At 73.1% G+C, this 22,484-nt stretch carries 21 protein-coding genes; 9 read left to right on the top strand and 12 right to left on the bottom strand.

Going from position 1 to position 22,484, the window contains the following annotated elements; genetic code table 11:
• Positions 1 to 22 precede the first annotated feature (22 nt).
• The 4 genes from fxsT to pdxH form a co-directional block, all read right to left on the bottom strand.
• Complete coding sequence (gene fxsT, locus C2142_RS16240) at positions 23 to 4,081, bottom strand: FxSxx-COOH system tetratricopeptide repeat protein (protein ID WP_148643308.1); 4,059 nt, start codon at positions 4,079 to 4,081, stop codon at positions 23 to 25.
• Complete coding sequence (locus C2142_RS16245; protein ID WP_162002486.1) at positions 4,078 to 5,478, bottom strand: TIR-like protein FxsC; 1,401 nt, start codon at positions 5,476 to 5,478, stop codon at positions 4,078 to 4,080. Before C2142_RS16245 ends, fxsT begins: the two co-directional genes overlap by 4 nt.
• 94 nt (positions 5,479 to 5,572) lie before the next feature.
• On the bottom strand, positions 5,573 to 5,758 hold the full coding sequence (locus tag C2142_RS16250) for a hypothetical protein (RefSeq protein WP_162002487.1): 186 nt from the start codon (positions 5,756 to 5,758) through the stop codon (positions 5,573 to 5,575).
• A gap of 166 nt (positions 5,759 to 5,924) precedes the next feature.
• The gene (gene pdxH, locus C2142_RS16255) at positions 5,925 to 6,557 is read right to left on the bottom strand and encodes a pyridoxamine 5'-phosphate oxidase (RefSeq protein WP_148644821.1); all 633 of its coding nucleotides are present in this window, start codon (positions 6,555 to 6,557) and stop codon (positions 5,925 to 5,927) included.
• A gap of 416 nt (positions 6,558 to 6,973) precedes the next feature.
• On the opposite strand from pdxH, the gene C2142_RS16260 reads away from it, so the two are divergent.
• Both C2142_RS16260 and serC read left to right on the top strand, forming a co-directional pair.
• Positions 6,974 to 8,074, top strand: a complete 1,101-nt coding sequence (locus C2142_RS16260; protein WP_148643310.1) for a citrate synthase 2 — start codon at positions 6,974 to 6,976, stop codon at positions 8,072 to 8,074.
• 133 nt (positions 8,075 to 8,207) lie between these two features.
• Complete coding sequence (gene serC / locus C2142_RS16265) at positions 8,208 to 9,326, top strand: phosphoserine transaminase (RefSeq protein WP_148643311.1); 1,119 nt, start codon at positions 8,208 to 8,210, stop codon at positions 9,324 to 9,326.
• A 213-nt stretch (positions 9,327 to 9,539) separates the two neighbouring features.
• Here the strand turns inward: serC and C2142_RS16270 are convergent, their stop codons facing one another.
• Positions 9,540 to 10,307 carry an SDR family oxidoreductase gene (locus tag C2142_RS16270; protein WP_148643312.1) on the bottom strand — a complete coding sequence of 256 codons (768 nt, stop codon included), beginning with the start codon at positions 10,305 to 10,307 and terminating at the stop codon, positions 9,540 to 9,542.
• Positions 10,308 to 10,391: 84 nt separating this feature from the next.
• Between C2142_RS16270 and C2142_RS16275 the strand changes: the two genes are divergently transcribed.
• Entirely contained in the window at positions 10,392 to 11,000 is a 609-nt protein-coding gene (locus C2142_RS16275) for a TetR/AcrR family transcriptional regulator (RefSeq protein ID WP_148643313.1), read from the top strand.
• A gap of 233 nt (positions 11,001 to 11,233) precedes the next feature.
• Here the strand turns inward: C2142_RS16275 and thpR are convergent, their stop codons facing one another.
• Positions 11,234 to 11,821, bottom strand: coding sequence for an RNA 2',3'-cyclic phosphodiesterase (gene thpR, locus C2142_RS16280; protein WP_148643314.1), 588 nt, complete (start codon positions 11,819 to 11,821; stop codon positions 11,234 to 11,236).
• A 113-nt stretch (positions 11,822 to 11,934) separates the two neighbouring features.
• Between thpR and C2142_RS16285 the strand changes: the two genes are divergently transcribed.
• Entirely contained in the window at positions 11,935 to 12,453 is a 519-nt protein-coding gene (locus tag C2142_RS16285) for a GNAT family N-acetyltransferase (protein WP_148643315.1), read from the top strand.
• Positions 12,454 to 12,551: 98 nt separating this feature from the next.
• On the opposite strand, the gene C2142_RS16290 is transcribed toward C2142_RS16285, so the two are convergent.
• Complete coding sequence (locus tag C2142_RS16290; protein WP_148644822.1) at positions 12,552 to 13,841, bottom strand: MFS transporter; 1,290 nt, start codon at positions 13,839 to 13,841, stop codon at positions 12,552 to 12,554.
• Positions 13,842 to 14,199: 358 nt separating this feature from the next.
• A complete protein-coding gene (locus C2142_RS16295; protein WP_148643316.1) occupies positions 14,200 to 14,634 on the bottom strand; it encodes a MarR family transcriptional regulator in 435 nt (144 codons plus the stop codon).
• Between the two features lie 126 nt (positions 14,635 to 14,760).
• Between C2142_RS16295 and C2142_RS16300 the strand changes: the two genes are divergently transcribed.
• Both C2142_RS16300 and C2142_RS16305 read left to right on the top strand, forming a co-directional pair.
• On the top strand, positions 14,761 to 15,210 hold the full coding sequence (locus C2142_RS16300) for a VOC family protein (RefSeq protein ID WP_241002613.1): 450 nt from the start codon (positions 14,761 to 14,763) through the stop codon (positions 15,208 to 15,210).
• Between the two features lie 329 nt (positions 15,211 to 15,539).
• Positions 15,540 to 16,322: an MHYT domain-containing protein gene (locus C2142_RS16305; RefSeq protein WP_148643317.1), complete on the top strand. Its 783-nt coding sequence runs from the start codon at positions 15,540 to 15,542 to the stop codon at positions 16,320 to 16,322.
• Between the two features lie 66 nt (positions 16,323 to 16,388).
• On the opposite strand, the gene C2142_RS16310 is transcribed toward C2142_RS16305, so the two are convergent.
• The gene (locus C2142_RS16310) at positions 16,389 to 18,101 is read right to left on the bottom strand and encodes a hydrogenase maturation protein (protein WP_148643318.1); all 1,713 of its coding nucleotides are present in this window, start codon (positions 18,099 to 18,101) and stop codon (positions 16,389 to 16,391) included.
• A 206-nt stretch (positions 18,102 to 18,307) separates the two neighbouring features.
• The gene (locus tag C2142_RS16315; RefSeq protein ID WP_162002488.1) at positions 18,308 to 19,210 is read right to left on the bottom strand and encodes a DUF4231 domain-containing protein; all 903 of its coding nucleotides are present in this window, start codon (positions 19,208 to 19,210) and stop codon (positions 18,308 to 18,310) included.
• Between the two features lie 284 nt (positions 19,211 to 19,494).
• Between C2142_RS16315 and C2142_RS16320 the strand changes: the two genes are divergently transcribed.
• The 3 genes from C2142_RS16320 to C2142_RS16330 are packed head-to-tail and all read left to right on the top strand — an operon-like array spanning position 19,495 to position 21,679.
• Positions 19,495 to 19,824, top strand: a complete 330-nt coding sequence (locus C2142_RS16320; protein ID WP_206670982.1) for a hypothetical protein — start codon at positions 19,495 to 19,497, stop codon at positions 19,822 to 19,824.
• Complete coding sequence (locus tag C2142_RS16325) at positions 19,824 to 21,161, top strand: putative T7SS-secreted protein (RefSeq protein ID WP_148643320.1); 1,338 nt, start codon at positions 19,824 to 19,826, stop codon at positions 21,159 to 21,161. Before C2142_RS16320 ends, C2142_RS16325 begins: the two co-directional genes overlap by 1 nt.
• A gap of 23 nt (positions 21,162 to 21,184) precedes the next feature.
• A complete protein-coding gene (locus tag C2142_RS16330; protein WP_148643321.1) occupies positions 21,185 to 21,679 on the top strand; it encodes a SitI3 family protein in 495 nt (164 codons plus the stop codon).
• Positions 21,680 to 21,860: 181 nt separating this feature from the next.
• Here the strand turns inward: C2142_RS16330 and C2142_RS16335 are convergent, their stop codons facing one another.
• Together C2142_RS16335 and C2142_RS16340 are read right to left on the bottom strand one after the other, a co-directional pair.
• Positions 21,861 to 22,280 carry a PIN domain nuclease gene (locus tag C2142_RS16335; protein ID WP_148643322.1) on the bottom strand — a complete coding sequence of 140 codons (420 nt, stop codon included), beginning with the start codon at positions 22,278 to 22,280 and terminating at the stop codon, positions 21,861 to 21,863.
• Entirely contained in the window at positions 22,277 to 22,477 is a 201-nt protein-coding gene (locus C2142_RS16340; RefSeq protein ID WP_148643323.1) for a type II toxin-antitoxin system VapB family antitoxin, read from the bottom strand. The genes C2142_RS16335 and C2142_RS16340 overlap by 4 nt, the downstream gene beginning before the upstream one ends.
• Between the last annotated feature and the right edge of the window lie 7 nt (positions 22,478 to 22,484).

The raw sequence follows: 22,484 nt of genomic DNA on the forward strand, positions 1-22,484 counted from the left end.
CCCCCGGTGACGGCCTGCCGACTCACACCGGTCGCACCTCGATGTCGCTCTCCAGCCGCCGGCCCTCCCTGATCGCCACCGTCACCGGATGGGTCTCGCCCATCGACTCCCGGGCCCGTGCGAGCGCGTCCGCCACCAGCCGCCCGGCCCGGGCGGTGTCGCCGGTGGCGGCGAGGCCGAGCGACAGGTTGGAGACCGCCGCGAGGGTGTCGGGGTGGTCCGGGCCGAGGGCGTCGGCCAGCAGCTGTGCGGCCTGTTCGTCCAGGGCCAGTGCCGCCGCCGGGTCACCGGCCAGGGCCAGGTGGTCGGCGTGGTTCAGCATCGCGATCCCGACGTACGGGTGGCGGTCCCCGAGCGCCGCGCCCAGACCGTCCAGGGCCCGGCCGGAGAGCTGCCGGGCCTCGGCGGTGCGGCCGGCCCGGCGCAGCGCCACGGCGAGGTTCACGGCCGAGACCGAGGTGGTCGGGTGGTCCTCGCCGAGGTGGGTGCGGCAGTACCCGAACGCCTCCTCGGCCAGCGGGACGGCCCGCCCGGTCTCGCCCAGCACGCCGAGGGAGCCGGCCAGGTTGCCGGCGGCCGCCGCGGTGCCGTGGTGGTCGGCGCCGTTGAGGGCGTGCAGGCGCCGGTGGACGTCCTCGTCGTTCGCCAGCGCCTCCCGGTACCGGCCGAGCCGGCGCAGCACGACCCCGAGGCTCCGGCGGGCGCGCAACGTGTCGTCGTGGTCGTCCCCGACGATCTCCCGGTAGCTCCGCACGACGTGCTCCAGGAGTTCCAGGGCCTCCTGGAACCGCCCGTTCCCGCTCAGGTCGCGGGCGTAGTTGACGCCGAACAGCAGCGCGTAGGGGTTGTGCTCGCCCAGTACCGCGCGCTGGCGGCGGTAGACGTCCTGGTGGCCGGCCAGCGCCGCCCGGTAGTCGCCGGTCATGAAGGCCGAGACGGCCAGGTTGTTCATGCTCATGAACGTGCGCGGGTGGTCGGGGCCCAGCACCCGCAGCGCGGTCTCCAGGGTCTGCTCGTCCAGCGCCCGGGCCTGCGCGTAGTGCCCGAGGTGGCGCAGGTCGCCGCCGAGGCTGTTGGCGACGGCGATGGTGTGCAGGTGGTCCGGGCCGAGCACCGCGCGCAGCCGCTCCAGCGCGTCCCGGTCGAGCTCGTAGGCCGCCTGCACGGCTCCCTGGGAACGCCGGATGTTGCCGAGCTGGACGCGCATCAGCAGGGCCGGCACGTCGCCTGCGCCGTCGTCACCGCCGTCCCGGCCGGGCCCGTCGTCGCCGTCGGGGGACCACTGCGCCAGGGCGCGTTCGGCGAGGTCGCGGCCGGCGTCGAGCAGGCCCCGGTGCCAGAGGTAGCGGACCGATTCGACGATCCACCGCCGGACCGCCGGGTCGGCGCTCGCGGTGGCTCCGGACGGCCCGAGGTGGGGCAGCAGTTCGGCGTACCGGGTCCAGTTGTCCGGGGTGTCGGGGTCGCCCGGGGAGTCCAGGGCGAGCGCGCGGTGCACGACGGCCCGCACCCGGGCCCGGTCGGCCTCGGTGACCTGGTCGCGCAGCAGCGCCTGGGTGATCCGGTGCACGCTCAGCGTCCCGCCGGCCTGGTCGTACCGGGCGAGGTTGAACTGGTTGACGGTGCGCAGGATCTCGCCCGTCGCGAGCTGGCCGTCCGTGCCCGGGGGCAGCCCGACGGCCTCGGTCACGGGCGCGCTGTAGAGCAGCCGGATCGGGATGGCGTCCGGGCCGAGGAAGCCGCAGACCTCCAGCAGCCGGGCGGCGGGGGCGTTGATCCGGCGCAGGTCGGCGCCGGCGATCCGCCAGGTGGCCGCGGCGACGGTCGAGTACTCGGCGTCCGCCTGGACCGACCGGTCGAGGATGTCGGTGAGCGTCTCGTCCAGCAGTTCGGCGTAGGTGGCGGCCGGCATCGGGGTCTCGTGCAGCCAGGCGGCGGCCTGGCCGACGGCGAGCGGCAGGTCCCCGAGGAGTTCGGCGATCCGCTCGGCGTCGGCGGCCCCGACCCCGGCGTTGAAGCGGCGGACCAGCTCGACGCTCTCCGCCCGGTCGAAGACCTCGACCTCGGTCCGTCCGCGGTGCCGGGCCCAGCGCCGGTCGCGCGAGGTCACCAGGACGTGGCCGTCGGCGGTGCCCGCCGGAAGCCAGGCGGCGAGCTGCTCCGGGTCCTCCGCGTTGTCGAAGACCAGGAGCCAGCGCCGGTGCGGCAGGCCCCGGCCGAGCGCGTCCAGGACGGCCCGGGCGGTCCGGGCCACGTCGCCGCCGCCCTCCAGGCCGAGTTCGGCGGCGAGTTCGGCGAGCCGCTGCGGGACGCCGGCCGGATCCTCGGCCGGCACCCACCAGACCACCTCGTACGCGGGCGCGAACCGGTGGGCGTACTCGACCGCGGCCTGCGACTTGCCGACCCCGCCCATGCCGTACAGGACCTGCACGGGTTCGGCCGCCGGGCCGAGCGTGAAGCCGTCCCGCAGGGTCTCCAGCAGCCGGCCGCGGCCGGTGAAGGAGGGCAGCCGGGGCGGGAGGTTCTCCACCGCGGGCCGGCCCGTCGGGAAACGGGCGGGGGCGGGCGCGGCCTCCTCGTCGGCCTCCAGCCAGCGGCCGGCGCCGGGCGGCGGGCCGAGCAGCTCGAAGAGCTGGGTCTCGGCCTGCTCGGCGGAGCCCCGGGCCAGCTCGGGCAGCCGGTGACCGGCGAACGGCTCGGGCAGCCGCTCGCCGGGCGCCGTCAGGGTGAGCGCCAGCAGGCCGGCCGAACCGCCGTCCTGCTCGGCGGAGGTGAGTCTGCGCCAGATCTCCCGGCCGCGGGGCAGTTCCGCGTACTCGGGCGAGAGCAGCACCAGGACCCGGCCGTCGCCGTCCAGCGGCCCGGCGGCCTCGGGCAGGGCGGCGTCGCCGGGTGGTCCGGCGTCCATCGGCGCCGCGGCGCTGTGCAGCGAGGCGAGGTAGCCGAAGCCGGCCAGGGCGGCGGCGGCCCACTCGGCCCAGATCCGGTCCCCCGGGGCGTAACTCACGTGCACCTGGCGGGACCTCGTGCGGCCGGTGCGCAGGTAGGCCGCGTACAGCCGGCGGCGGGCGCGGTCGGGGACGGGCCGCAGCGCGCGGACCCGGCCCTCGGTGAGCCACTCGGCCAGCCGTTCGAACGCGCCGAGCAGGCTGCGGCCCTGCTGCGGCCGGTCGACGATGGTGGCCGGCACCTCCTCGTACGCGTAGAAGGGCTTGTACGGGACCTCGACGTCCCGCCAGTAGTCGGCCCGGCGCTCGGCACTCAGCCAGCGGTCCAGGTACGGGGCGAAGGCGTCGTGGGCGAGGTCGCGCCCGGCGGCCAGCCCGGCCCGCTCGGCGTCCTCGACCCGCATCGGGACGGGCAGCACCCGGATGTCGCGCTCGTCGGCGTCCACGATCGCGCGGGCCGCGTCGACGCCGCCGCGGATGCTCTGGGCGCCGAGGGTGAAGCAGTCCACCACGGTGTCGGGCATCAGCACGGTGCAGATGCCCGAGGTGTCGCTGACCCCGGTCCGGCTGTCGATCAGCACGTAGTCGTACGAGCCGGTCCACTGCTCGCGCAGCGCGTACAGGAACTCGGCGCCCCGGATGTCCGCGCGGGTGTAGAAGCTGCGCCAGTTGAAGCTGGTCACGGCGGCCGAGTAGGAGGCGTTCTGCCGACCGGCCGGCATCAGGTCGAGCCGCCCGCCGGCCGGCAGGTCGAGCGCGAGGCCGCAGAGGTAGCGGTCGAGCCGGCCGGGCTCGGCCAGCCACTCCCGGGGGGCTGCCGCGGTGGCGTCGCCGGGGGCCGGCAGCGCCTGTTCGACGTAGGCCCGCAGCAGGTCGATCAGGCCGTCGGTGGCGTGCAGCTCGGGATCGATCAGCAGCGGGTGGTAGTACCGGTGCAGGCCGGGTGCTTCGAGGTCCCAGTCGACCACCAGGACGCGCAGGCCCTGGCTGGCCAGGATCCAGCCGAGGTTGGCCAGCGCCATGGTGCGGCCGGTGCCGCCCTTGTACGAGTAGAACGTGACGACCGACCCGGTCCCGGGTGTCGACGGGACGGCGGAGTCGGCGTCCGCCAGGGCCACCTGATCGGCGGTCATCGTTCGGAGTCTCCTTCGCGGGGCTCCCGGGGAGCCGGGGGCAGGGCTGCTTCAGGGGACACTGCCGGCGGCCACGCCGGGATCAACAGGGCAGGCATGGCCGCGACGCCGGGGCCCAGGCCGAACGCAGCCCGCGCGAGAACCGGATCGACTTCGTCCGTCTCGTCTAACAGTCGATTCTGGGCAACCGTAACGGTACGTAGCAGGTCCGTTTCGAAGCGTTCCCGCGGGACGCGCACCTTAAAGAGCGGCTCCGGCCCGGACCTGTGCAGCCAGTTGCGCGGGAAGACGTCGCGCACCCCTCCCCAGAGCCTGCTGCGCGCCGGTCCCTCGGGCGGGTCGTCGGTGCCGGCCGGCACCAGCACGCCGGTGACGGGGTGGTTCTGGTCGTCGAAGTCGCGCAGCGCCTGCCGGTAGGGCTCGGCGCCGGCCGCCCACGGGTCCACCAGCAGGACGCTGACCTCGTTGTTCTCGCGGGCGAGGTCCAGGCTGGCGGCCAGGCCCGGGCCGACCTCCTCCAGCGTGGTGCTGTGGCCGGCCTGGGTGATCGCCTGCTGGGCCTGCACCACCAGCGAGGGCAGCCGCGGCGGGTGGTAGGGCGCCCAGTCCCTGGGCCGGTCCCCGTACCAGCCGCCCCGGTACCGGTCCTCGTCCTGCCGCTGCGCCGGGATGCCGGGCACGGCGTACACGGCGGCGTCGGCCGTCCGCCCCCCGGCGCGGGACGGGTCGGCGGTGCGGCGGGCGGCCGCGCGGCCGGCGGCGACGAAGATCCGGACCATCCCGCTGCGCCCGGGCGGCGGCACGGCGTCCGGCACCGGGAAGCAGCCGTCCACCCGGCCCAGGTCGAGGTGGGGCAGCTCGGTCAGGGGCAGGCAGGCCGCCTCCCGCACCCGCTCGGCGATGGCCCGGACCACCCGGCGGTAGTCGGGTCCGTGCGGGTCGGCCCGCAGGAGGTCGCGCAGCCCGCCGGTGGCGTACGCCACGCCCAGGTCGTGCTGGCTGTACTGGATCCGCAGCACCTCGGCGGGCAGGCCGGCCGGGGGCGGCTCCCAGACCACCGGGATCAGGGCCGGCACCGCCTCGCCGGTCAGCTTCTGGTGCCGCCGCATCCGGCCGTCGAAGGCCGTCCACTCCTTGCCGCAGTACGAACTGGCGAAGTAGGCCGGGGAGTAGAGCGCCACCATGGTGCGGCTGACGGCCAGCATCCGGGAGAGCTGTTGCTCCCAGTCGTCGCCGACGCGCAGCCGTTCGGTGTCCCGGTAGGCGAGTTCGCCCGGCCCGGCCGCGGGCTCGATCCGGGCCAGCTCGTCCCGGAGGTCGCTGAAGAACTGGTCGACGAAGGCGCCGCCGGCCATGTGGTCCCGCCGCGCATAACTGAAGAAGAAGTACGGCCGCACTGCACCCCCCGGTCCCACCCCACCAACTCGGCTTAAGATACCGGTGAGTTGACGCAAAAGGAGCCGGGATCCAGGAAGATCCCAGCTCGTTGGGTCACGCCGCGGAGGAGAATCTGGCCACCGGGACGGCGCAGGACCTTCCCTCCTCCACTCCCGTCCGGCGCAGCAGCGCGCCGAGATCGGCCGCCGACATGCCGGCCAGCTCGCCCAGGGTCGGCCGGCGGGGGGCGTCGCCCGGGTCGGCGGGCCCGGCGGCGATAGGTGCGGCGGTGTCATCCATCAGATGCCTCACTCTCTCGGAAGAGTGCGACCCAGACCCCAGTCCGGGCCTTTCCGCCACGTTACACCGGCGAACCTGACGTTGACTCATATTCTAAGCATGACAAGGTAGTTCACCGGCCAAGATGCGCGACCTGGGCCGCCGCCCCACCCCGCCCACGCGGCACTCACGGACAGAGCCGCTCCACCCGCCAGCCGGACGGGGCCGACGGGTCGGCGAGGTAGTTCAGCCGGTCGTGCAGCCGGTTCTCCCGGCCCTGCCAGAACTCCACGCGCTCGGGGACCACCCGGTACCCGCCCCAGAACGGCGGCACCGGCACCCCCTCGCCCTCCGGGTAGCGCCGCTCCAGCTCCGCGTACCGCTGCTCCAGCACCTCCCGGCTGCCGACCGGGCTGGACTGCTCGCTGGCCCAGGCCCCGAGCTGCGAGCCGTGCGGGCGGGTGCGGAAGTAGGCGGCGGTCTCGTCCCGGCCGACCTTCTCCACCCGGCCCTGGACGATCACCTGGCGGGCCAGCGCGATCCACGGGAAGAGCAGCGCCGCATGCGGGTTGGCGGCCAGCTCGGCGCCCTTGCGCGAGCCGTAGTTGGTGAAGAAGACGAAGCCGCGCGCGTCGAAGCCCTTCAGGAGGACGGTCCGCGAGCTGGGCCGCCCCTCGGCGTCGGCCGTGGAGAGCACCATCGCGTTGGGCTCCACCACCCCGGCGTCGTCCGCCTCGTGGAACCAGCGGGTGAACAGGGCGATCGGCTCGGCGGTGAGCTGCCCCTCGACCAGGCCCTCGTGGGTGTAGTGCTTGCGCATCACGGTGAGGTCCGGCCCGGGCCGGGCCTCCTCGGCCAGGATCCGGGTGGCGGGGCTCGGGGGCGTCGACTGGGCGCGTTCCGGGGTCTGCACGTCAACATCATCCCGTACGACAAGCAACCGGCACCGCTACCTCCGGACAAACCCCGGTGGGAGATAAGGTGACTCGCCACCGCTTGACCGCCCGGCCTACGGTGAATTGTCCGGAACCTGGGGTTTGGTTCGGGAGATTTCCCTGGCACGACCGGCCTCCGGGCGAAAAGTCAAGCGGCCCCCAGGGCAACATCACCACGGTGGTGTATGGCGCAATGCACTCTGTGCCTGTGAGGATGGCACCGAGTGCCAACCACCATCGGTCACTGGCGTACCGCCCCACCACGGCGGCCCGCCGATCGCAGAACTGAAGGAGCCGTCGCATGTCCGACTTCGTACCCGGACTTGAGGGAGTCGTCGCGTTCGAGAGCGAGATCGCCGAACCCGACCGTGAAGGCGGCGCACTGCGGTACCGAGGCGTCGACATCGACGAGCTGGTCGGCCACGTCTCCTTCGGCCACGTCTGGGGCCTGCTGGTGGACGGCAAGTTCAACCCCGGCCTGCCCGCCGCCGAGCCGTTCCCGATCCCGGTGCACTCCGGCGACATCCGCGTCGACGTGCAGTCCGCCCTCGCCATGCTCGCCCCCGTCTGGGGCCTCAAGCCGCTGCTGGACATCTCCGCCGAGCAGGCCCGCGACGACCTCGCCCGCGCCGCCGTGATGGCGCTGTCCTACGTCGCCCAGTCCGCCCGCGGCCAGGGCCTGCCGATGGTCCCGCAGAGCGAGATCGACAAGGCCGAGACGGTCGTCGAGCGCTTCATGATCCGCTGGCGCGGCGAGCCGGACCCGAAGCACGTCAAGGCCATCGACGCCTACTGGACGTCCGCCGCCGAGCACGGCATGAACGCCTCCACCTTCACCGCCCGCGTCATCGCCTCCACCGGCGCCGACGTCGCGGCCGCGCTCTCCGGCGCCGTCGGCGCGATGTCCGGCCCGCTGCACGGCGGCGCGCCGTCCCGCGTGCTCGGCATGATCGAGGAGATCGAGCGCACCGGCGACGCCACCGCCTGGGTGAAGAACGCCCTGGACAAGGGCGAGCGCCTGATGGGCTTCGGCCACCGCGTCTACCGCGCCGAGGACCCGCGCGCCCGCGTGCTGCGCCGTACCGCCAAGGAGCTCGGGGCGCCGCGCTTCGAGGTCGCCGAGGCGCTGGAGAAGGCCGCGCTGGAGGAGCTGCACAACCGCCGCCCCGACCGCGTGCTGGCCACCAACGTCGAGTTCTGGGCCGCCATCATGCTGGACTTCGCCGAGGTCCCGGCGCACATGTTCACCTCGATGTTCACCTGTGCCCGCACCGCCGGCTGGTCGGCGCACATCCTGGAGCAGAAGCGCACGGGCCGGCTCGTGCGCCCCGCCGCGCGCTACATCGGCCCGGGCCCGCGCAGCCCGCGCGACATCGAGGGCTACGAGGCCATCGCGCACTGACGAAACCCCTGCTGAGCAGCGGGTCCGGCACCGTTCCGGGCCCGCTGCCGCCGCTTCCGGGAGCCGTGAAGATCACATCTCAGCGGGCGGACCGCCAGCACACCGGGGAGCGACCGGCCGGTAGGCTGCGCGCGTGGCTCAGATCCAGATCCCCGCTGACATCAAGCCCGCAGACGGCCGTTTCGGCTGCGGCCCGTCCAAGGTGCGCCCCGAGGCCCTGAGTGCCCTCGCCGCGACCGAGACCTCCCTGCTCGGCACCTCCCACCGCCAGGCCCCGGTGAAGAACCTGGTCAAGCGCGTGCGCGAGGGCGTGAGCAGCCTCTTCTCCCTCCCCGAGGGGTACGAGGTGGTGCTCGGCAACGGCGGCTCCACCGCCTTCTGGGACATCGCGGCCTTCGGCCTGGTGCGGGAGAAGTCCCAGCACCTCGACTTCGGCGAGTTCTCGTCCAAGTTCGCCTCCTCGGTCAAGGCCGCCCCGTGGCTGGCCGAGCCGACCGTGATCAAGACCGCCCCGGGCACCCACCCGCTGCCGGTCGCCGAGGCCGGCGTGGACGTCTACGGACTCACCCACAACGAGACCTCCACCGGCGTCGCGATGCCGATCAGGCGCCCGGCCGGCGCCGACCAGGGCTCGCTCGTCCTGGTGGACGCCACCTCGGGTGCCGGCGGCCTGCCGGTCGACATCACCGAGACGGACGTCTACTACTTCGCCCCGCAGAAGTCCTTCGCCTCCGAGGGCGGGCTCTGGCTGGCGGCCTTCTCCCCCGCCGCGCTGGAGCGCGCCGCCGAGATCGCCGGCTCCGGCCGCTACATCCCGCCGTTCTTCGACCTGCCGACGGCCATCGACAACTCGTCGAAGGACCAGACGTACAACACCCCGTCGATCGCCACGCTGTTCCTCCTCGCCGACCAGCTGGAGTGGCTGAACGGCAACGGCGGGCTCGACTGGGCCGTCGCCCGTACGGCTGATTCCTCGTCCCGCCTGTACGGCTGGGCCGAGAAGTCCCCGTACGCCAACCCGTTCGTGGCGAACCCGGCCGAGCGCTCGCAGGTCGTCGGCACGATCGACTTCGACGACTCGGTGGACGCCGCCGCCGTCGCCAAGGCACTGCGTGCCAACGGCATCGTCGACACCGAGCCGTACCGCAAGCTCGGCCGCAACCAGCTGCGCATCGCGATGTTCCCGGCGATCGACCCGGCGGACGTCGAGGCGCTCACCGCCTGCATCGACTACGTGGTCGGGCAGCTCTGACCGTCCGGCACACGCGTGAGGGCCACCGCCTGCGGGCGGTGGCCCTTCTGCGTGTCCGCGGGGGCCCCGGGCGTGCGCCGGGGCGGGTGCCCTAGCGGTTGACCAGTGAGCTGACCAGCACGACGACGAGCAGCAGCACCAGGGCACCGGTCACGATACGCATACGAGTCTTGGGATCCACGGTCAACGAGCGTACCCGGGCCCCGCACGGACCTAGACGCCGAGGTTGGACCCGCCGCTGACGTCCAGGTTCTGGCCGGTGACCCAGCGGGAGTCGCCGGAGGCGAGGAAGGCCACGACGTCCGCCACGTCGGCGGCCTCGCCGACCCGGCCGAAGGCCGAGTAGGCGGCCACCCGGGCGCGCGCCGCCGGCTCCTCCAGCCAGGGGTTGATGTCGGTGGCGACGACGCCCGGCAGCACCGCGTTGACGGTGATCCCGCGCGGGCCCAGCTCCTCCGCCAGGGTCAGCGTCAGGGTGTTCAGCGCACCCTTCGTCATCGCGTACGACACCGCACCGGGGAACGCCACCCGGGTGACGCCGGACGAGACGTTGATGATCCGCCCGCCGTCCCGCAGCCGGCCCAGGCCCTCCTGGACGATGAAGAACGGCGCCCTGGCGTTCACCGCGAACACCCGGTCGAAGTCGGCCTCGGCCACCTCGTGGACCCGCCCGAACTGGCCGATCCCGGCGTTGTTCACCAGGATGTCCAGGCCCTCTCCCCCACCGGCGGCCGCGAGCCCCTCGTCGAAGGCCGCCCAGAGCGCCTTCGCGTCGCCGGGGACGCCCAGCTCGGCGCCGATCGCGAAGGCCCGCCCGCCGGCCCGCCCGATCGCCTCGACGACCTCCTCGGCCGCCGCCGCGTTGCCGCCGTAGTGGACGGCGACCAGCGCGCCGTCCCGTCCCAGCCGCTCGGCGATGCCCCGTCCGATCCCCCGGCTGCCGCCCGTCACCAGTGCCGTCCTGCCCGCAAGCGCGCCCATGGCCACGCCCCCTCATTTCTGTATCGGTCACTAATGAAAGGAACCGTAGCACGCGTTTTGTAGTGCTCGATATAGAATCCCTCCATGGCCACGACCCCGGCGACGACCACCCCCCAGCGCGGACGCCCGCGCTCCTTCGACCGCGACGCCGCCCTGGAGCAGGCCCTGCGGCTGTTCTGGGAGCACGGCTACGAGGCGACCTCGGTCGCCGACCTCACCGCCGCCATGGGCATCCGCCCGCCGAGCCTGTACGCGGCCTTCGGCGACAAGCGGGCACTGTTCGAGGAGGTCGTCGCCCGCTACCGGGAGAGCCACGGCGCGTACGCCACCCACGCGCTGGCCGAGGAGCCCACCGCCCGGGCCGGCGTCGCCCGGATGCTGCGCGAGGCCGCCGCCCAGGCCACCGCCCCGGACCACCCCTGGGGCTGCCTGCTGATCAGCTCGACGGTGAACTGCACCTCACCGGAGGTCACCGAGGCCGTCCGGGAGCTGCGCAACGCCAACGTCCGCGCCCTGGAGTCCCTGATCCGCGCCGACGTCGCGGCCGGCCACGAGCCCGCCGGCACCGACCCGGCGGCACTGGCCCGGTTCACCGCCGCCGTGCTCCAGGGCATGTCCCAGCGCGCCCGCGACGGCGCGGACCGGGCCGAACTGGAACGCGTCGCCGCCGACGCGATGCGCGTGTGGCCGTGAGCGAACGCCCCTGGGCGGCGCCGCGATCCCGTCCACGTCCAACCTCAACTACGCCGGCGGCAAGGACACCGCCGCGATGACCGTCGTCCCGGTCGGCGCCGACGGCTGCATCGAGCTGTACAACCCGCACGGCAGCGTGGACCTGGTGGCCGACGTCCAGGGCTACTACACCGGCTGAGCCGACGGTCCGGCCGACCACGGGGCCGGGGGCGCGCGGTGCGGCGCCCCCGGCCTCAGCTCCAGTCGGCCAGCGGCCAGGCGCGGACCGTCTCGTAGTGCGTGACGCCGCCGTCCGGCTCGCTCTTCATCAGGTGCAGCTCGGCGGCCTCCCACTCCGGCCCCCGGTAGTCGCCGAGCGCCAGCGCCAGGGAGTCCAGCTCCGCCGCCGCCATCCGCTGCACCGCCCGCCGGTGGCCGCGCGAGGAGCCCGCCCGGGCCAGGGTCAGGTGCGGGTGGAAGGTGAACGCGTCCACCTCGCCGATCACGTCCGCGGTGGCCTCGTTCACCGCCTCGGCGAGCCGCCGCAACGCCCAGGTCTGGCCCTCCACCCCGGCCCAGAGCACCCGGTCGCCGAACCGGCCGGCCCCGGCGATCCGCAGCCGGTGCACGGCGTGCACCTCGGCCACCCCGGCCAGCCCGGCCTCCAGCTCGGGCAGCCGCTCGGCCGGCACCTCGCCGAGGAAGGCCAGGGTCAGGTGCCAGCCCTCGACCGTCGTCCAGCGCAACCGGTCCGCCCCGGGCAGCCCGCGCACCGGCTCCACCGCGTCGTAGAGCCCCTGCAACGCCTCGACCGGCGGCAGCACCGCCACAAAGAGCCTCATGGAGCCATTTTCCTTCCCCCGCGATCCCCCGCGATCCGCCCGGCCGTCCTCCCCCGCCCGGCGATCCGCCCACCGTCTTCCCGCGCGGAGCCGTTTGGGTTAGAACGGGTTCCATGAAGATCCGTACCGGCGGCCCCGACGACATCGCCGACATCCTCGCCCTGCTCGACGGAGCCGTCACCTGGCTCACCGGACAGGGCCGCACCGGCCAGTGGGGCGACCAGCCCTTCAGCGGCAACCCGACCAGGGTCGAGCACACCGAGAAGTACGGCCGTGAGCCCTTCCTGATCCGCCTCGCCGTGGACGACGAGGGCCGCACGGTGGGCTCCTGCGTCCTCTCCGAGGAGCGCGGCACCTACATCCCCGCGGTGGAGGAGCGCGAGCTGTACATCCGCAACCTGGTCACCGACCGGACCCGCAAGGGCTCGGGCATCGGCGCCGCGCTGATCGCCGACGCCCTGGACGAGGCCCGCCGCCGCGGCATCGGCCTGGTCCGGGTGGACTGCTACGGGGGTGCCGACCGCAAGCTGGTGGGCCAGTACCGTGCGCTCGGCTTCACCGAGACCGTGGCGTTCGAGGTCGAGCAGCCGGGCGGGACCTGGCCCGGCCAGGTGCTGGAGATCCGGCTCTGACGGCGAGTCCGGCAGCGGCCCGGCCGCCGCGGCACCGGCGGCGGCCGTGACCACCGACCCGGGGCGGGCGACCGCGCCCGCCCCGGGGCGACCGGCCGTCAGCAGGCGGCGGCCAGCTCCGACTTGGCCGTGGTGCGGACGCGCGGCACGAAGGCCACCACCCGCCCGCCGCGGCCCGGGTGCAGGTCGACCCGGACCTTCAGGTCGGCACTGCGTGCCAGCACCAGGCCGACCGTTGCGGCGGCCAGCGCCGAGACCAGCCCGCAGGCCAGCAGCCCGAGCCGCGGCCCGTACGAGGCCGTCACCCAGCCCACGACCGGCGCGCCGATCGGCGTGCCACCGGTGAAGACCAGCACCAGCAGGCCCATCACCCGGCCCCGCATCTCCGGGTCGGTGGCCAGCTGGAGCATGGAGTTGACCGAGGTGTTGAAGCTCAGCCCGAACACGCCGATCAGCGTCAGCAGCACCGCGAAGGTCCAGTAGCCGGGGGCGAACGCGGCCACCACCTCCAGCGTGCCGAAGGCCAGTGCCGCTCCCACCAGCCGGCGCAGCCTGGGCGCTCCCCGGCGGGCCGCGAGCAGGGCGCCGGCCAGCGAGCCGACCGCCATCGCGGTGTTCAGCAGGCCGTACTGCCCGGCGCCCACCTTGAAGGTGTCGTAGGCGAAGCCGGAGAGCAGCGTCGGGAAGTTGAACCCGAAGGTGCCGATGAACCCGGCCAGCACCATCGGCCAGAGCAGTTCGGGCCGCTCCTTCACGTACCGCAGCCCCTCCTTCAACTGCCCCTTCTCGCGGGCGATCGGCGCCGTCGGGCGCAGTTCGCCCGCGCGCATGGCGAGCAGTCCGCCGATCACGGCGGCGAAGGAGACGGCGTTCACCGCGAACGCCCAGCCGCTGCCGACCGCGGCGATCAGCAGGCCCGCGACGGCGGGACCGACCAGCCGGGCGGTCTGGAAGTTGGCGGCGTTCAGGCTGACGGCGTTGGCGAGGTCCTTCGGGCCGACCATCTCGGAGACGAAGGCCTGCCGGGTCGGGTTGTCGACCACGGTGACCAGGCCGAGCAGCAGCGCGAACGCGTACACGTAGTACGGCGTCACGACGCCGCCGATGGTCAGCGCGGCCAGGCCGGCGGCCAGCAGGCCCATAGCGCCCTGGGTGTAGACCAGCAGGCGGCGCTTGGGCATCCGGTCGGCGAGCACCCCGCCGAACAGGCCGAGCAGCAGCATCGGCAGGAACTGCATGGCGGTGGTGATGCCGACGGCCAGCGGGCTGCCGGTGAGGCTGAGGACTAGCCAGTCCTGTGCGATCCGCTGCATCCAGGTGCCGGTGTTGGAGACCACCTGGCCTGCGAAGTAGTAGCGGTAGTTGCGGACGCGCAGTGAGGAGAACATCCCCCCGGGCCGGGTGAAGCGGGCGCCGGTCGGGGACGTGGCCACGGTGCCGTGGCCTTGAGCGGCGGGGTCTACCGCCGCGGTGCGTTCGTCGGGGTCGTCGTCGCCGTTGCCCGGCAGCCCCGTGGGGGCGGGTGCCTGGGCGTCGGCGGCCGCGGCGGAGGCTGCGGCGGGGTCGGTGGTCGGCTCGTCGGTACGGATGGCGGCGGCGCTGGCTGCGGCCGGCGGTGTCACGGTGGTCTCCCCTCGCGGCGCGACGACCCGTCGAGGGGTCGTCGCGCTCCTGGTGTCGGTGGTCGGCGCTGCGGTGATGCGGTTCTCCTTCGTCCTCCGGCGGCTGACCGGAAACAGGTGTGCCTCAGAGATGTGCGAGCTTGTACAGCACGGGAGCGGCGTCCCGGAGGACGGCCCACTCCTCCTCGTCGAGCCCTTCGGCGAGCTCGGCGAGCCAGGCGTTGCGCCGACGGCGGCTCTCCTGGAGGATCACCTCCGCCTGCTCGGTGCTGCTGACGACCACCTGCCGGCGGTCCTCCGGGTGCGGTTCCCTCCGCACCAGGCCCTTCTCCTCCAGCATCGCGACGATCCTGGTCATGGAGGGCGGCTGGACGTGCTCCTTCCGGGCGAGCTCACCCGGCGTGGCCTTCCCGCAGCGCGCGAGGGTGCCCAGCACCCCCATCTCGGTAGGGCTGAGCGACTCCTCGACCCGCTGGTGACGCAGGCGACGGGAGAGGCGCATGGTGGACGACCGCAGCTGACTGATGGCTGCGAGGTCCTGCTCGGACATCTCGGGCATGTATTTAGACTACGTCATTACTCTCGCTAAGGAAAATTGGTTACCGGCGGCCCTTCGCCCACCCCTCCCCCCACCCTTCGCCGGCGGCTCCCCGCGCCGCGCGCGGCCCCGAGCGCGATGCTGGTCATGACGGGTTCCGCACCCACCCCTCAGGAGAAGGGCCGACCAGAAATGTCCGACCTCGCCGACCTCGCCCCCGAGCAGAACGACACCGGCTTCGCCCGCCTCGCCATGGTCACCATCGACTGCGCCGACCCGGTCGCGCTGGCCGCCTTCTACGGCGAGCTGCTCGGGTGGGAGACCCGGCACGTGGACGAGCACTTCGCCATCCTGGACAACCCGGAGGGCGGCAGCCCGCTCGGCTTCGGGCGGGTCACCGGCTACCGGCCGGAGCCGTGGACCGAGCCGGACGGCAGCAAGCACTTCCACCTGGACTTCTACGTCGACGACCTGGACGAGGCCACCGCCCGGGCACTCGCGCTCGGCGCCACCGAACCGCAGTACCAGCACGGCCGCACCCTCAAGGTGCTGATCGACCCGGCCGGCCACCCGTTCGGACTAGCTCCCCTGGAGTGACGGCCGGGAGGCCCTCACGGCCCCGTGGGGAGGCGGAGTGTGCATGCGCAGGCAGCGTCAGGGCTTGGTGCCGAGATCTTGCCGATCACGTAAAGAACGGCTCTGACCTGCGAGTTCACCAAAAATACGAACATTGTGCGACTCATCGGTAATGACTACTGTCCCCGTTGTCAGGGGCACCACACGCCAGGCTTCCCCCGGGCAGGGGCGCGACACCCGCGCGTACCGCGCACCCGGCTTCGCCACCCGTGACCGGGCCGCCCCACGGCCGGCGCGTCCGCCCGATCCTGGCGTCAGTCCTCCCCCCAAACCCGTCAGGGAGCTTCCTCGTGGGAGAGATCCATCATGCCGACCACGGCTGGCTGACGCCGGCGGTCTCGTACTTCGTCGCCTGCCTGGGCGCCTTCGTCGCCCTGCGCAGCACCCGCTGGGCGCTCGTCTCCACCGGCCGCACCCGCGTCTACTGGCTGCTGTTCGCGTCGACCTCGCTCGGCGCGGGCATCTGGTCGATGCACTTCATCGCGATGCTGGGCTTCTCCGTCACCGGCGTCGAGATCAGCTACCGCCCGGGGCCGACCGTGCTCAGCCTGCTCGTGGCGATCCTCGTGGTCGGCCTCGGCATGTTCGCCGTCGGCTACAGCCGCCACCGGGTCGCCGCGCTGCTCGCGGGCGGGCTGACCACCGGGCTCGGCGTCGCGGCCATGCACTACCTCGGCATGGCCGCCATGGTCCTGCCCGGCCACGTCGGCTACGACCAGACCACGGTGTGGCTCTCGGTCGGCATCGCGGTGTTCGCCGCGACGGCCGCGCTCTGGGCCGCACTGAACATCCGGGGCACCCTCGCGGTGCTCGCCGCGGCCCCGGTGATGGGCGTCGCGGTGTGCGCGATGCACTACACCGGGATGGCCGCCGTCTCCGTCCGGCTGGACGCCTCGCAGAGCACGGCGGACGGGGTGATGGCGCTCCAGTTCATCTTCCCGCTGGTGGTCGGGCTGGGCTGCTACATCTTCTTCGGCTCGCTGGCCTTCGCGGTGTCGCCGAGCCGCAGCACCGTCAACGCGCAGCCGGTCCTGGTCGGGCGGGCGGCACCGCTGGCCCCGCACGGACGCTGAGCACGGACAGGGCCCCGGACCCCGGTCTCCTCACCGGGCCCGGGGCCCTGCCGCCCGCGGGCCGTGCTACTCCGGCCTGCCGAGCAGCCCGGTCAGGTGCTCCGGCGTCGCGACCGGGCAGACCTTGTGCACGAAGTCGCGCCGCAGCCCGTGGTACGGCTCGCCGTCCCGGTAGAAGTTGCGGTGCATCAGGCGCAGTTCCTCCGCCCGGTACCCGGCGAGCGGCCTGGCGTCCTCGTCCTCGGCCCGGCGGCGCTTCTTCTCCACCAGCCGGCCGGTCAGCTCCGGCGAGCCCGCCAGCCGGGCCGCCTCCCGGGCCACCCAGCGGCGGAATTCGGCCGCGCTGCCGCCCGCCGTCCGGTCGACCAGGCCCAGCCGCTCGGCCTGTGCCGCGCCGACCGGCAGGGCCTGCGCGGTCAGCCGCCCGGCCTGCTCGGCGCCGACCCGACGGGGCAGCGTGTACGTCCAGTACTCGGAGCCGTGGAGGCCCATCAGCCGGTAGTGCGGGTTGAGGACGGCCGACTCGCGGCACCAGACCTCGTCGGCGGCGATCGCCAGCATCAGCCCGCCGGCCGCCGCGTTCCCGGCCAGGGCGGAGACGGTCAGCTTGTCGGTGGTGGTGAGGACCGCCTCGACCAGGTCGTCCATCGCGTTGATGTTCTCCCAGGACTCCAGCGCCGGGTACGACGCCCCCTCGATCACGTTGAGGTGGATGCCGTTGGAGAAGAAGTCCCGGGCCGGGCCGAGCACCAGCACCGAGGTCGGCCGGTCCACGGCCTCCCGGTAGGCGGCCAGCAGGCGGCGGCACTGCTCGGTGCTCATCGCCCCGCCGGCGAAGGCGAATTCGAGGAAGCCGACCTCGTCCTTCTCGTGGTACCGGATCTCCGCCCAGGTGTCCCGCCCGGCCGCCGAGGCCGGGGGGGCGGGCACCTCGCGGACCCGGCGGAGGTGGTCGGCGAGCACCGTCGCGGCCGGCCGTTTGAAGGTGGCCGGACCGCCGGGCGTGCGGCGCGGGCGCAGCTGCGGGATCCAGACCGCGCCGTCCACGGTGGCCCGGCAGATCGCGCCGTCCCGGGTCGCGATCACCGCGCCGGGCTCGCGGCCGCGCAGCTCGTCCTCGGGGTGGCCGCCGTGCAGGAAGTACTCGCGCCCGTACAGCTCGTCCAGGACGCCCGGCTGCGAGTCGGCGGCGCGCAGCTTGCGCAGCACGGTGGCGGTGGGGTCGGCGGACCAGTCGATCCGGCGGGTCTCCTGCCGGAGGAGGGGCCGCAGCTCGCCACGGACGTCCGGGCGGGCGTAGTCCAGCGGTTCGGGGGTGAACAGCCCGCCCTGGAACCGGCCGACGGCCAGCAGCACCGCCTCCACGGCGGCGTCCGCGACCTCGTTGCGGTAGATCTCGCTCTTGCCGCCGGCCGGGACGGGGAACTCGACGCAGGCCCAGATGTCCCCGGCGTCCATCTCCCCGACCGCCTGGAGCACGGTCACGCCCCAACGCTCGGCTCCCTCGGTGATCGCCCAGTCCAGCGAGGACGGGCCGCGGTCGCCCTTGGGGCCGGGGTGCACGATCAGGACGGTGCGGCGCGACCAGATGTCCTCGGGAACGGCCTTGGTGAGCATCGGGCAGAGGATCAACTCGGGGTCGGTCCGCTCCACCGCCGCCCGCATCTGCTCGTCGCCGAGCGCCAGCTGGACGGCCACCTGGTGCCCGCGGTCACGGAGTTCGGTGTGGACGCGCTGGGTCAGGCTGTTGAACGCGCTGGCGATCAGGAGAATGCGCAAGGGGGGCCTCCGAGCAGTGACTGACGTCGTGCGCGGAGGCGATGAAACCAGGGCATGGACACGCAATGATTACGGTCCGGGCTTGCGCGCCCGACCCTCACCCACCCCGCACACCTGTGCCCGGGGCGGCGCGCAGGCTCCGCCCGATCTCCCCACGACCTCCCGATCCACCCCGTGACAAAAGCCCCCTCGGGAACGCTGCGGCGTCAGCGCGGGAACGCCCGCCGGGCGCGCCAGGTGGTGTGCTCGCGCGAGACGGCGTCCTCCGCCTCGGCGGCCAGCCGGGCCCAGCGCTGCTCGGCGTCCGGGGCCTTCAGGTCGAGGTCGGAGAGCTGGTTGCCGACGTTCTCCAGCTCGCGCGCGGCCAGCTGGTACGCGGCGGCCAGCGGGCGCAGCTGCTTCAGCTGGGTCCAGGCGATCACCGCGGCGGCCGCCGCCGAACTGGCCCCGAAGACGTGCACCGACAGCGCGCCGGTCGCCTGGGCGATCGCCGCCGCCGCACCGATGATGATCAGCGCCGCTATCCCCAGCCCCCAGGACACCGCCTGCGACTCGCACGACTCGGCGCGCGAGCGGTACCACGTCCGCTGCCCCTCCACCCGGGTGCGCAGGTAGAGCGTCCGGCGGGCGACCAGGCTGGCGGAGCGGACGCGGCGCATCTCCGGGGTGATCTCCGGGATGGTGCCCGGCGGCACGATCTCCGGGTCCTCGAAGGCGCGCAGCACGTCCTCCAGCTGGAGCAGGTAGCCACGGTCCGTCTCCGCCGAGTCCGCGGCACCGTCGAACGGCCGGGCCCGCATCGAGTACTTCCAGGCGAGCGTCTTGACCGACTCGGCCGCCGCCCGCGCCTCGTACCACCGGCCCTGCGGGTTGCTGCGGCGCAGCCGCGACCAGAAGTAGCCGGCGACCAGGAACGCCACCACGGAGAAGAGCGGCGTGATGTCACCGTCCCCGCGGTGCTCCGGCCCCGGCAGCGACCCCACCGCCGCGGCGACCACCAGCATCGCGATCAGGCCGCGGTACCAGCGCAGCGTCTGCCGCTGCCCCTCCACCGACGCCCGGTCGGCCGTCCAGAACAGCTCCGGCAGCAGCCGTGCCTCGTCGCCCACGGGCGGATCTTCCTGCACCATCGGTCGAGCCCCCTCCCCGTCTCCCGTCCAGGCAGTATGCCCACCGTCAACTGGCCTACACAGCTCCCTTTTTGACACCTCCTGTGCGCCTGACGGTGCGCCGTCCGCCACCCAGCGGCCGTACGGCGGCGCTCCGACGGGTCCGAACGTTCACCGGGCTCACCCAACCGGTGGGGAACCACCCGTTCCGGTGCGGCCGTCCCCAGCATCGGCCCGCCGGCCCGCCCGGCGCTAGGGGGCCGGTGCACGACAGGGAGGGACCAATGGCAGGACAAGGCTTCAGCGTGGACCTGGGTGCGCTCGACGACGCGGCCTCGGGCATCACGGACACGCTGGCCAAGCTGCAGTTCAAGAAGGTCAGCGACCTCGACCCGCAGAAGGAGGACTTCGGCCACGACCACCTGGCCGGCGTGGTCGAGAAGTTCTGCACCCGCTGGGAGATCGGTGTGGAGAACCTGGCGAAGGACGCCCAGGAGGTCTCGAAGAGGCTGAACGCGAGCGTGAAGGCCTACCGGGAGATCGACGGCCACATCGTCGGCCACCTGAGCGGGACGCTCAGCCGCGACAGCGGCAAGGACCCGGGGGCGAACTGATGGCGAAGGAACTCGGCGAGACCTCCGACCCGAGGGAGCTCGTCCCCGGCAACCCCGAGGCGCTCGCCTCGACCAGCTCCTGGCTCAAGAGCTACGGCGACACCCTGCACTCGGCCGGCCTCGGCCTCAAGAGGATCGACACCACCGAGGGCTGGTCCGGGGAGGCCGGCGACGCCTTCCGCGAGGCCTTCGACGGCGAGCCCGCCAAGTGGGTGGAGGCCGGCGACTGCTTCCACGACGCCGCCACCGCCCTGACCTCGTACCAGACGACCCTGAACTGGGCACAGGGCCAGGCCCAGGACGCGATCCGGCAGTGGAACGAGGGCCAGGCTGCGACCAACAAGGCGAAGAGCGACCACCAGGACGCCGAGAAGAACGCCGGCCACGAGCTGCCGTTCACCGACCCGGGTGAGGGCACCCGCACCGCGGCGCGGCAGACCCTCTCCACCGCGCGCGGCCAGGTCAAGAGCGCGGGCGACACCGCGGCCGACAAGATCGGCAAGGCCCGCGACAAGGCGCCGGAGGAGCCGGGCTTCTGGGACGACGTCGGCGACTTCCTGTCCGACGCGGGCGACTTCCTGGCCGACGTCGGCCAGGTCGCGGTGGAGGACCTCGCCTCGGTCGGCAACGCCATGCTGCACAACCCGGGCGCGGCCCTGGAGGTCGCGGGCGGCCTCGCCCTGGCCACCGTCGGCGCGGGCGGCGAGGTCCTCGGCGTCGGCCTGGACCTCACCGGCGTGGGCGCCGTGGTCGGCGTCCCGGTCAACGTGCTCTCGGCCGGCCTCATCGCGACCGGTGTGGGCGTGGCCGGCATGGGCGCGAGCGACATCGCCAAGGACGCCATGGGCCAGGACCGGGTCCACATGGAGGGCGAGGGCGGAGGCGGCGGGGGCACCACCGAGGTCGGCACCAAGCCCACCGAGACACCCGACCCGACTGCCAAACCAGGTGGCCGGGTCACCAGCATCTCCAAGGACGACGACGCAACGACCGTCCGTGCGATCGGCAGGGAGAACGAGTCTGCCGAGATTCTGGCCAGGAACGGCTACAAGGTCGAACAGAACCCGAAGGTGCCCGGGGACAAGAACCCCGACTATCGCGTCGAGGGCGAGATCATGGACTGCTACGCACCCACAACGGACAAGCCGCGTGCGATCGCCACGAAGATCCAGGAGAAGGTGGATGACGGGCAGGCAGACCGCATAATCCTGAACATGTCCGACACGAACGTCGACATCAACGCCATGCGAAAGCAGCTGACCGAGTGGCCGATCAACGGCCTCAAGGAGGTCAAAGTGATCGACAAGGCCGGCAACATCCTCCACCTTTACCCGTAGACCCACGGAGAAAGACGGCCGACGTGGCTATTTCCTACAACCTCGACCTGATGACCTCTCTCACCCTGCCTGAGGTGGCAGAGCAACTCGACGCGGTCACTCACTCCCTCAGGCTGTCCGACGTGTCGGCGACCGTCGAAACACTGCTCGGCGAGGGCGCGCGCACACCGTACGGCACGTGGATCCGGGTGGTGCCGAGGAAGCCGATCCCCTGGGGGAATCCGCTCATCGGCGGTCGTGCCTTCACTCCGACGGTCTCAGTGGCCTTCCGCCTCGACAAGATGGCCGACATCTCCGGCCAGCAGGACGACGTGGTCCGGCTCACGGCCGGACTGTTGTCCCAAGTACCCGGCGACGCCGTTCTGCACTTCGACTACGAGGACGTCTGGCTGGTCCGCCAGGGCGGCGAGCTGAGCCTCAGCGAGCGCTCCGACCTCTGGCCGGCGCGCCGCCTGACGGGCCTCCCGCTGCCCTACCGCCGGCAGACCCGGGAGTTCGTCTTTCCCGAGGACGACTGAGCCCGCCCCCGCCGCACACCAACGGGCCCGCCCCCCCTGCTGGCGCTGAGGGGGGCGGGCCCGTTCCCGTACACCGCAGGGCACCCGGTCAGAGCAGGCCGAGTGCCGGCATCAGGTAGTAGAAGGCGAAGAAGCCGCAACCGATTCCGTTGGTGAGGCCACCATCGGCTCGGGCGGGAGCTCAGTCGGCCGAGCCGGCCTCCACGACCCAGCGGGTGGGCTGCCCGGTGATGGACGCGATCATGTCGTAGTCGCCGTCGTAGTGCAGGACCGTGACCCCGTGCCGCTCGGCCGTGGCGGCGATCAGCATGTCGGCCATCGACAGAGCGCGATGGTTACCCCGGAACAGAGCACGACGCTGGACGTCCTTCGCCCGGTCCCAGACCTCGTCCGTGCACGGCAGGTAGTCGAACCCCCTGAGCAGGTGGCTCAGCCGGTCCGCCTCCGCCGCGCTTCGGGCGCTGTGCAGAACCTCCATCTCGACCGCCGCGTTCACCGCCAAAAGAGCGCGCTGTGAGAGATCGTCGAGAACCGGCCGCACCGTCGGCTTCCCCCAGCGTGCCAAGGCCGACTTGTCGATCAGGTAACGCTCCCGGGTCACGCCGCAGCCGACTTGCCCGGCTCGTCGAGGAGGTCGAACTCCCCGCTGGCGATGGCATCGGCAAGCTCTATCCGGCGAGCCAGCTTCACGGCCTCCAGCAACGCCGCATTAACCGTGGCGACCTTGGTGGTCGTGCCGAACAGCCGCTGAGCCTCGGCCAGGAGGTCGTCGTCGAGGTCGATCACAGTCCGCGCCATGGCCACT

This window comes from Streptomyces sp. CB01881 (genome assembly GCF_002953255.1).
GTDB lineage: Bacteria > Actinomycetota > Actinomycetes > Streptomycetales > Streptomycetaceae > Kitasatospora.

Excerpts from the sequence above, each read along its gene's own strand:
- fxsT (WP_148643308.1), bottom strand. The coding sequence starts at position 4,081 with ATGACCGCCGATCAGGTGGCCCTGGCGGACGCCGACTCCGCCGTCCCG.
- C2142_RS16250 (WP_162002487.1), bottom strand. The coding sequence starts at position 5,758 with ATGGATGACACCGCCGCACCTATCGCCGCCGGGCCCGCCGACCCGGGC.
- pdxH (WP_148644821.1), bottom strand. The coding sequence starts at position 6,557 with ATGCGCAAGCACTACACCCACGAGGGCCTGGTCGAGGGGCAGCTCACC.
- C2142_RS16260 (WP_148643310.1), top strand. The coding sequence starts at position 6,974 with ATGTCCGACTTCGTACCCGGACTTGAGGGAGTCGTCGCGTTCGAGAGC.
- C2142_RS16270 (WP_148643312.1), bottom strand. The coding sequence starts at position 10,307 with ATGGGCGCGCTTGCGGGCAGGACGGCACTGGTGACGGGCGGCAGCCGG.
- C2142_RS16275 (WP_148643313.1), top strand. The coding sequence starts at position 10,392 with ATGGCCACGACCCCGGCGACGACCACCCCCCAGCGCGGACGCCCGCGC.
- thpR (WP_148643314.1), bottom strand. The coding sequence starts at position 11,821 with ATGAGGCTCTTTGTGGCGGTGCTGCCGCCGGTCGAGGCGTTGCAGGGG.
- C2142_RS16285 (WP_148643315.1), top strand. The coding sequence starts at position 11,935 with ATGAAGATCCGTACCGGCGGCCCCGACGACATCGCCGACATCCTCGCC.
- C2142_RS16290 (WP_148644822.1), bottom strand. The coding sequence starts at position 13,841 with ATGTTCTCCTCACTGCGCGTCCGCAACTACCGCTACTACTTCGCAGGC.
- C2142_RS16295 (WP_148643316.1), bottom strand. The coding sequence starts at position 14,634 with ATGCCCGAGATGTCCGAGCAGGACCTCGCAGCCATCAGTCAGCTGCGG.
- C2142_RS16300 (WP_241002613.1), top strand. The coding sequence starts at position 14,761 with ATGACGGGTTCCGCACCCACCCCTCAGGAGAAGGGCCGACCAGAAATG.
- C2142_RS16320 (WP_206670982.1), top strand. The coding sequence starts at position 19,495 with ATGGCAGGACAAGGCTTCAGCGTGGACCTGGGTGCGCTCGACGACGCG.
- C2142_RS16325 (WP_148643320.1), top strand. The coding sequence starts at position 19,824 with ATGGCGAAGGAACTCGGCGAGACCTCCGACCCGAGGGAGCTCGTCCCC.
- C2142_RS16340 (WP_148643323.1), bottom strand. The coding sequence starts at position 22,477 with ATGGCGCGGACTGTGATCGACCTCGACGACGACCTCCTGGCCGAGGCT.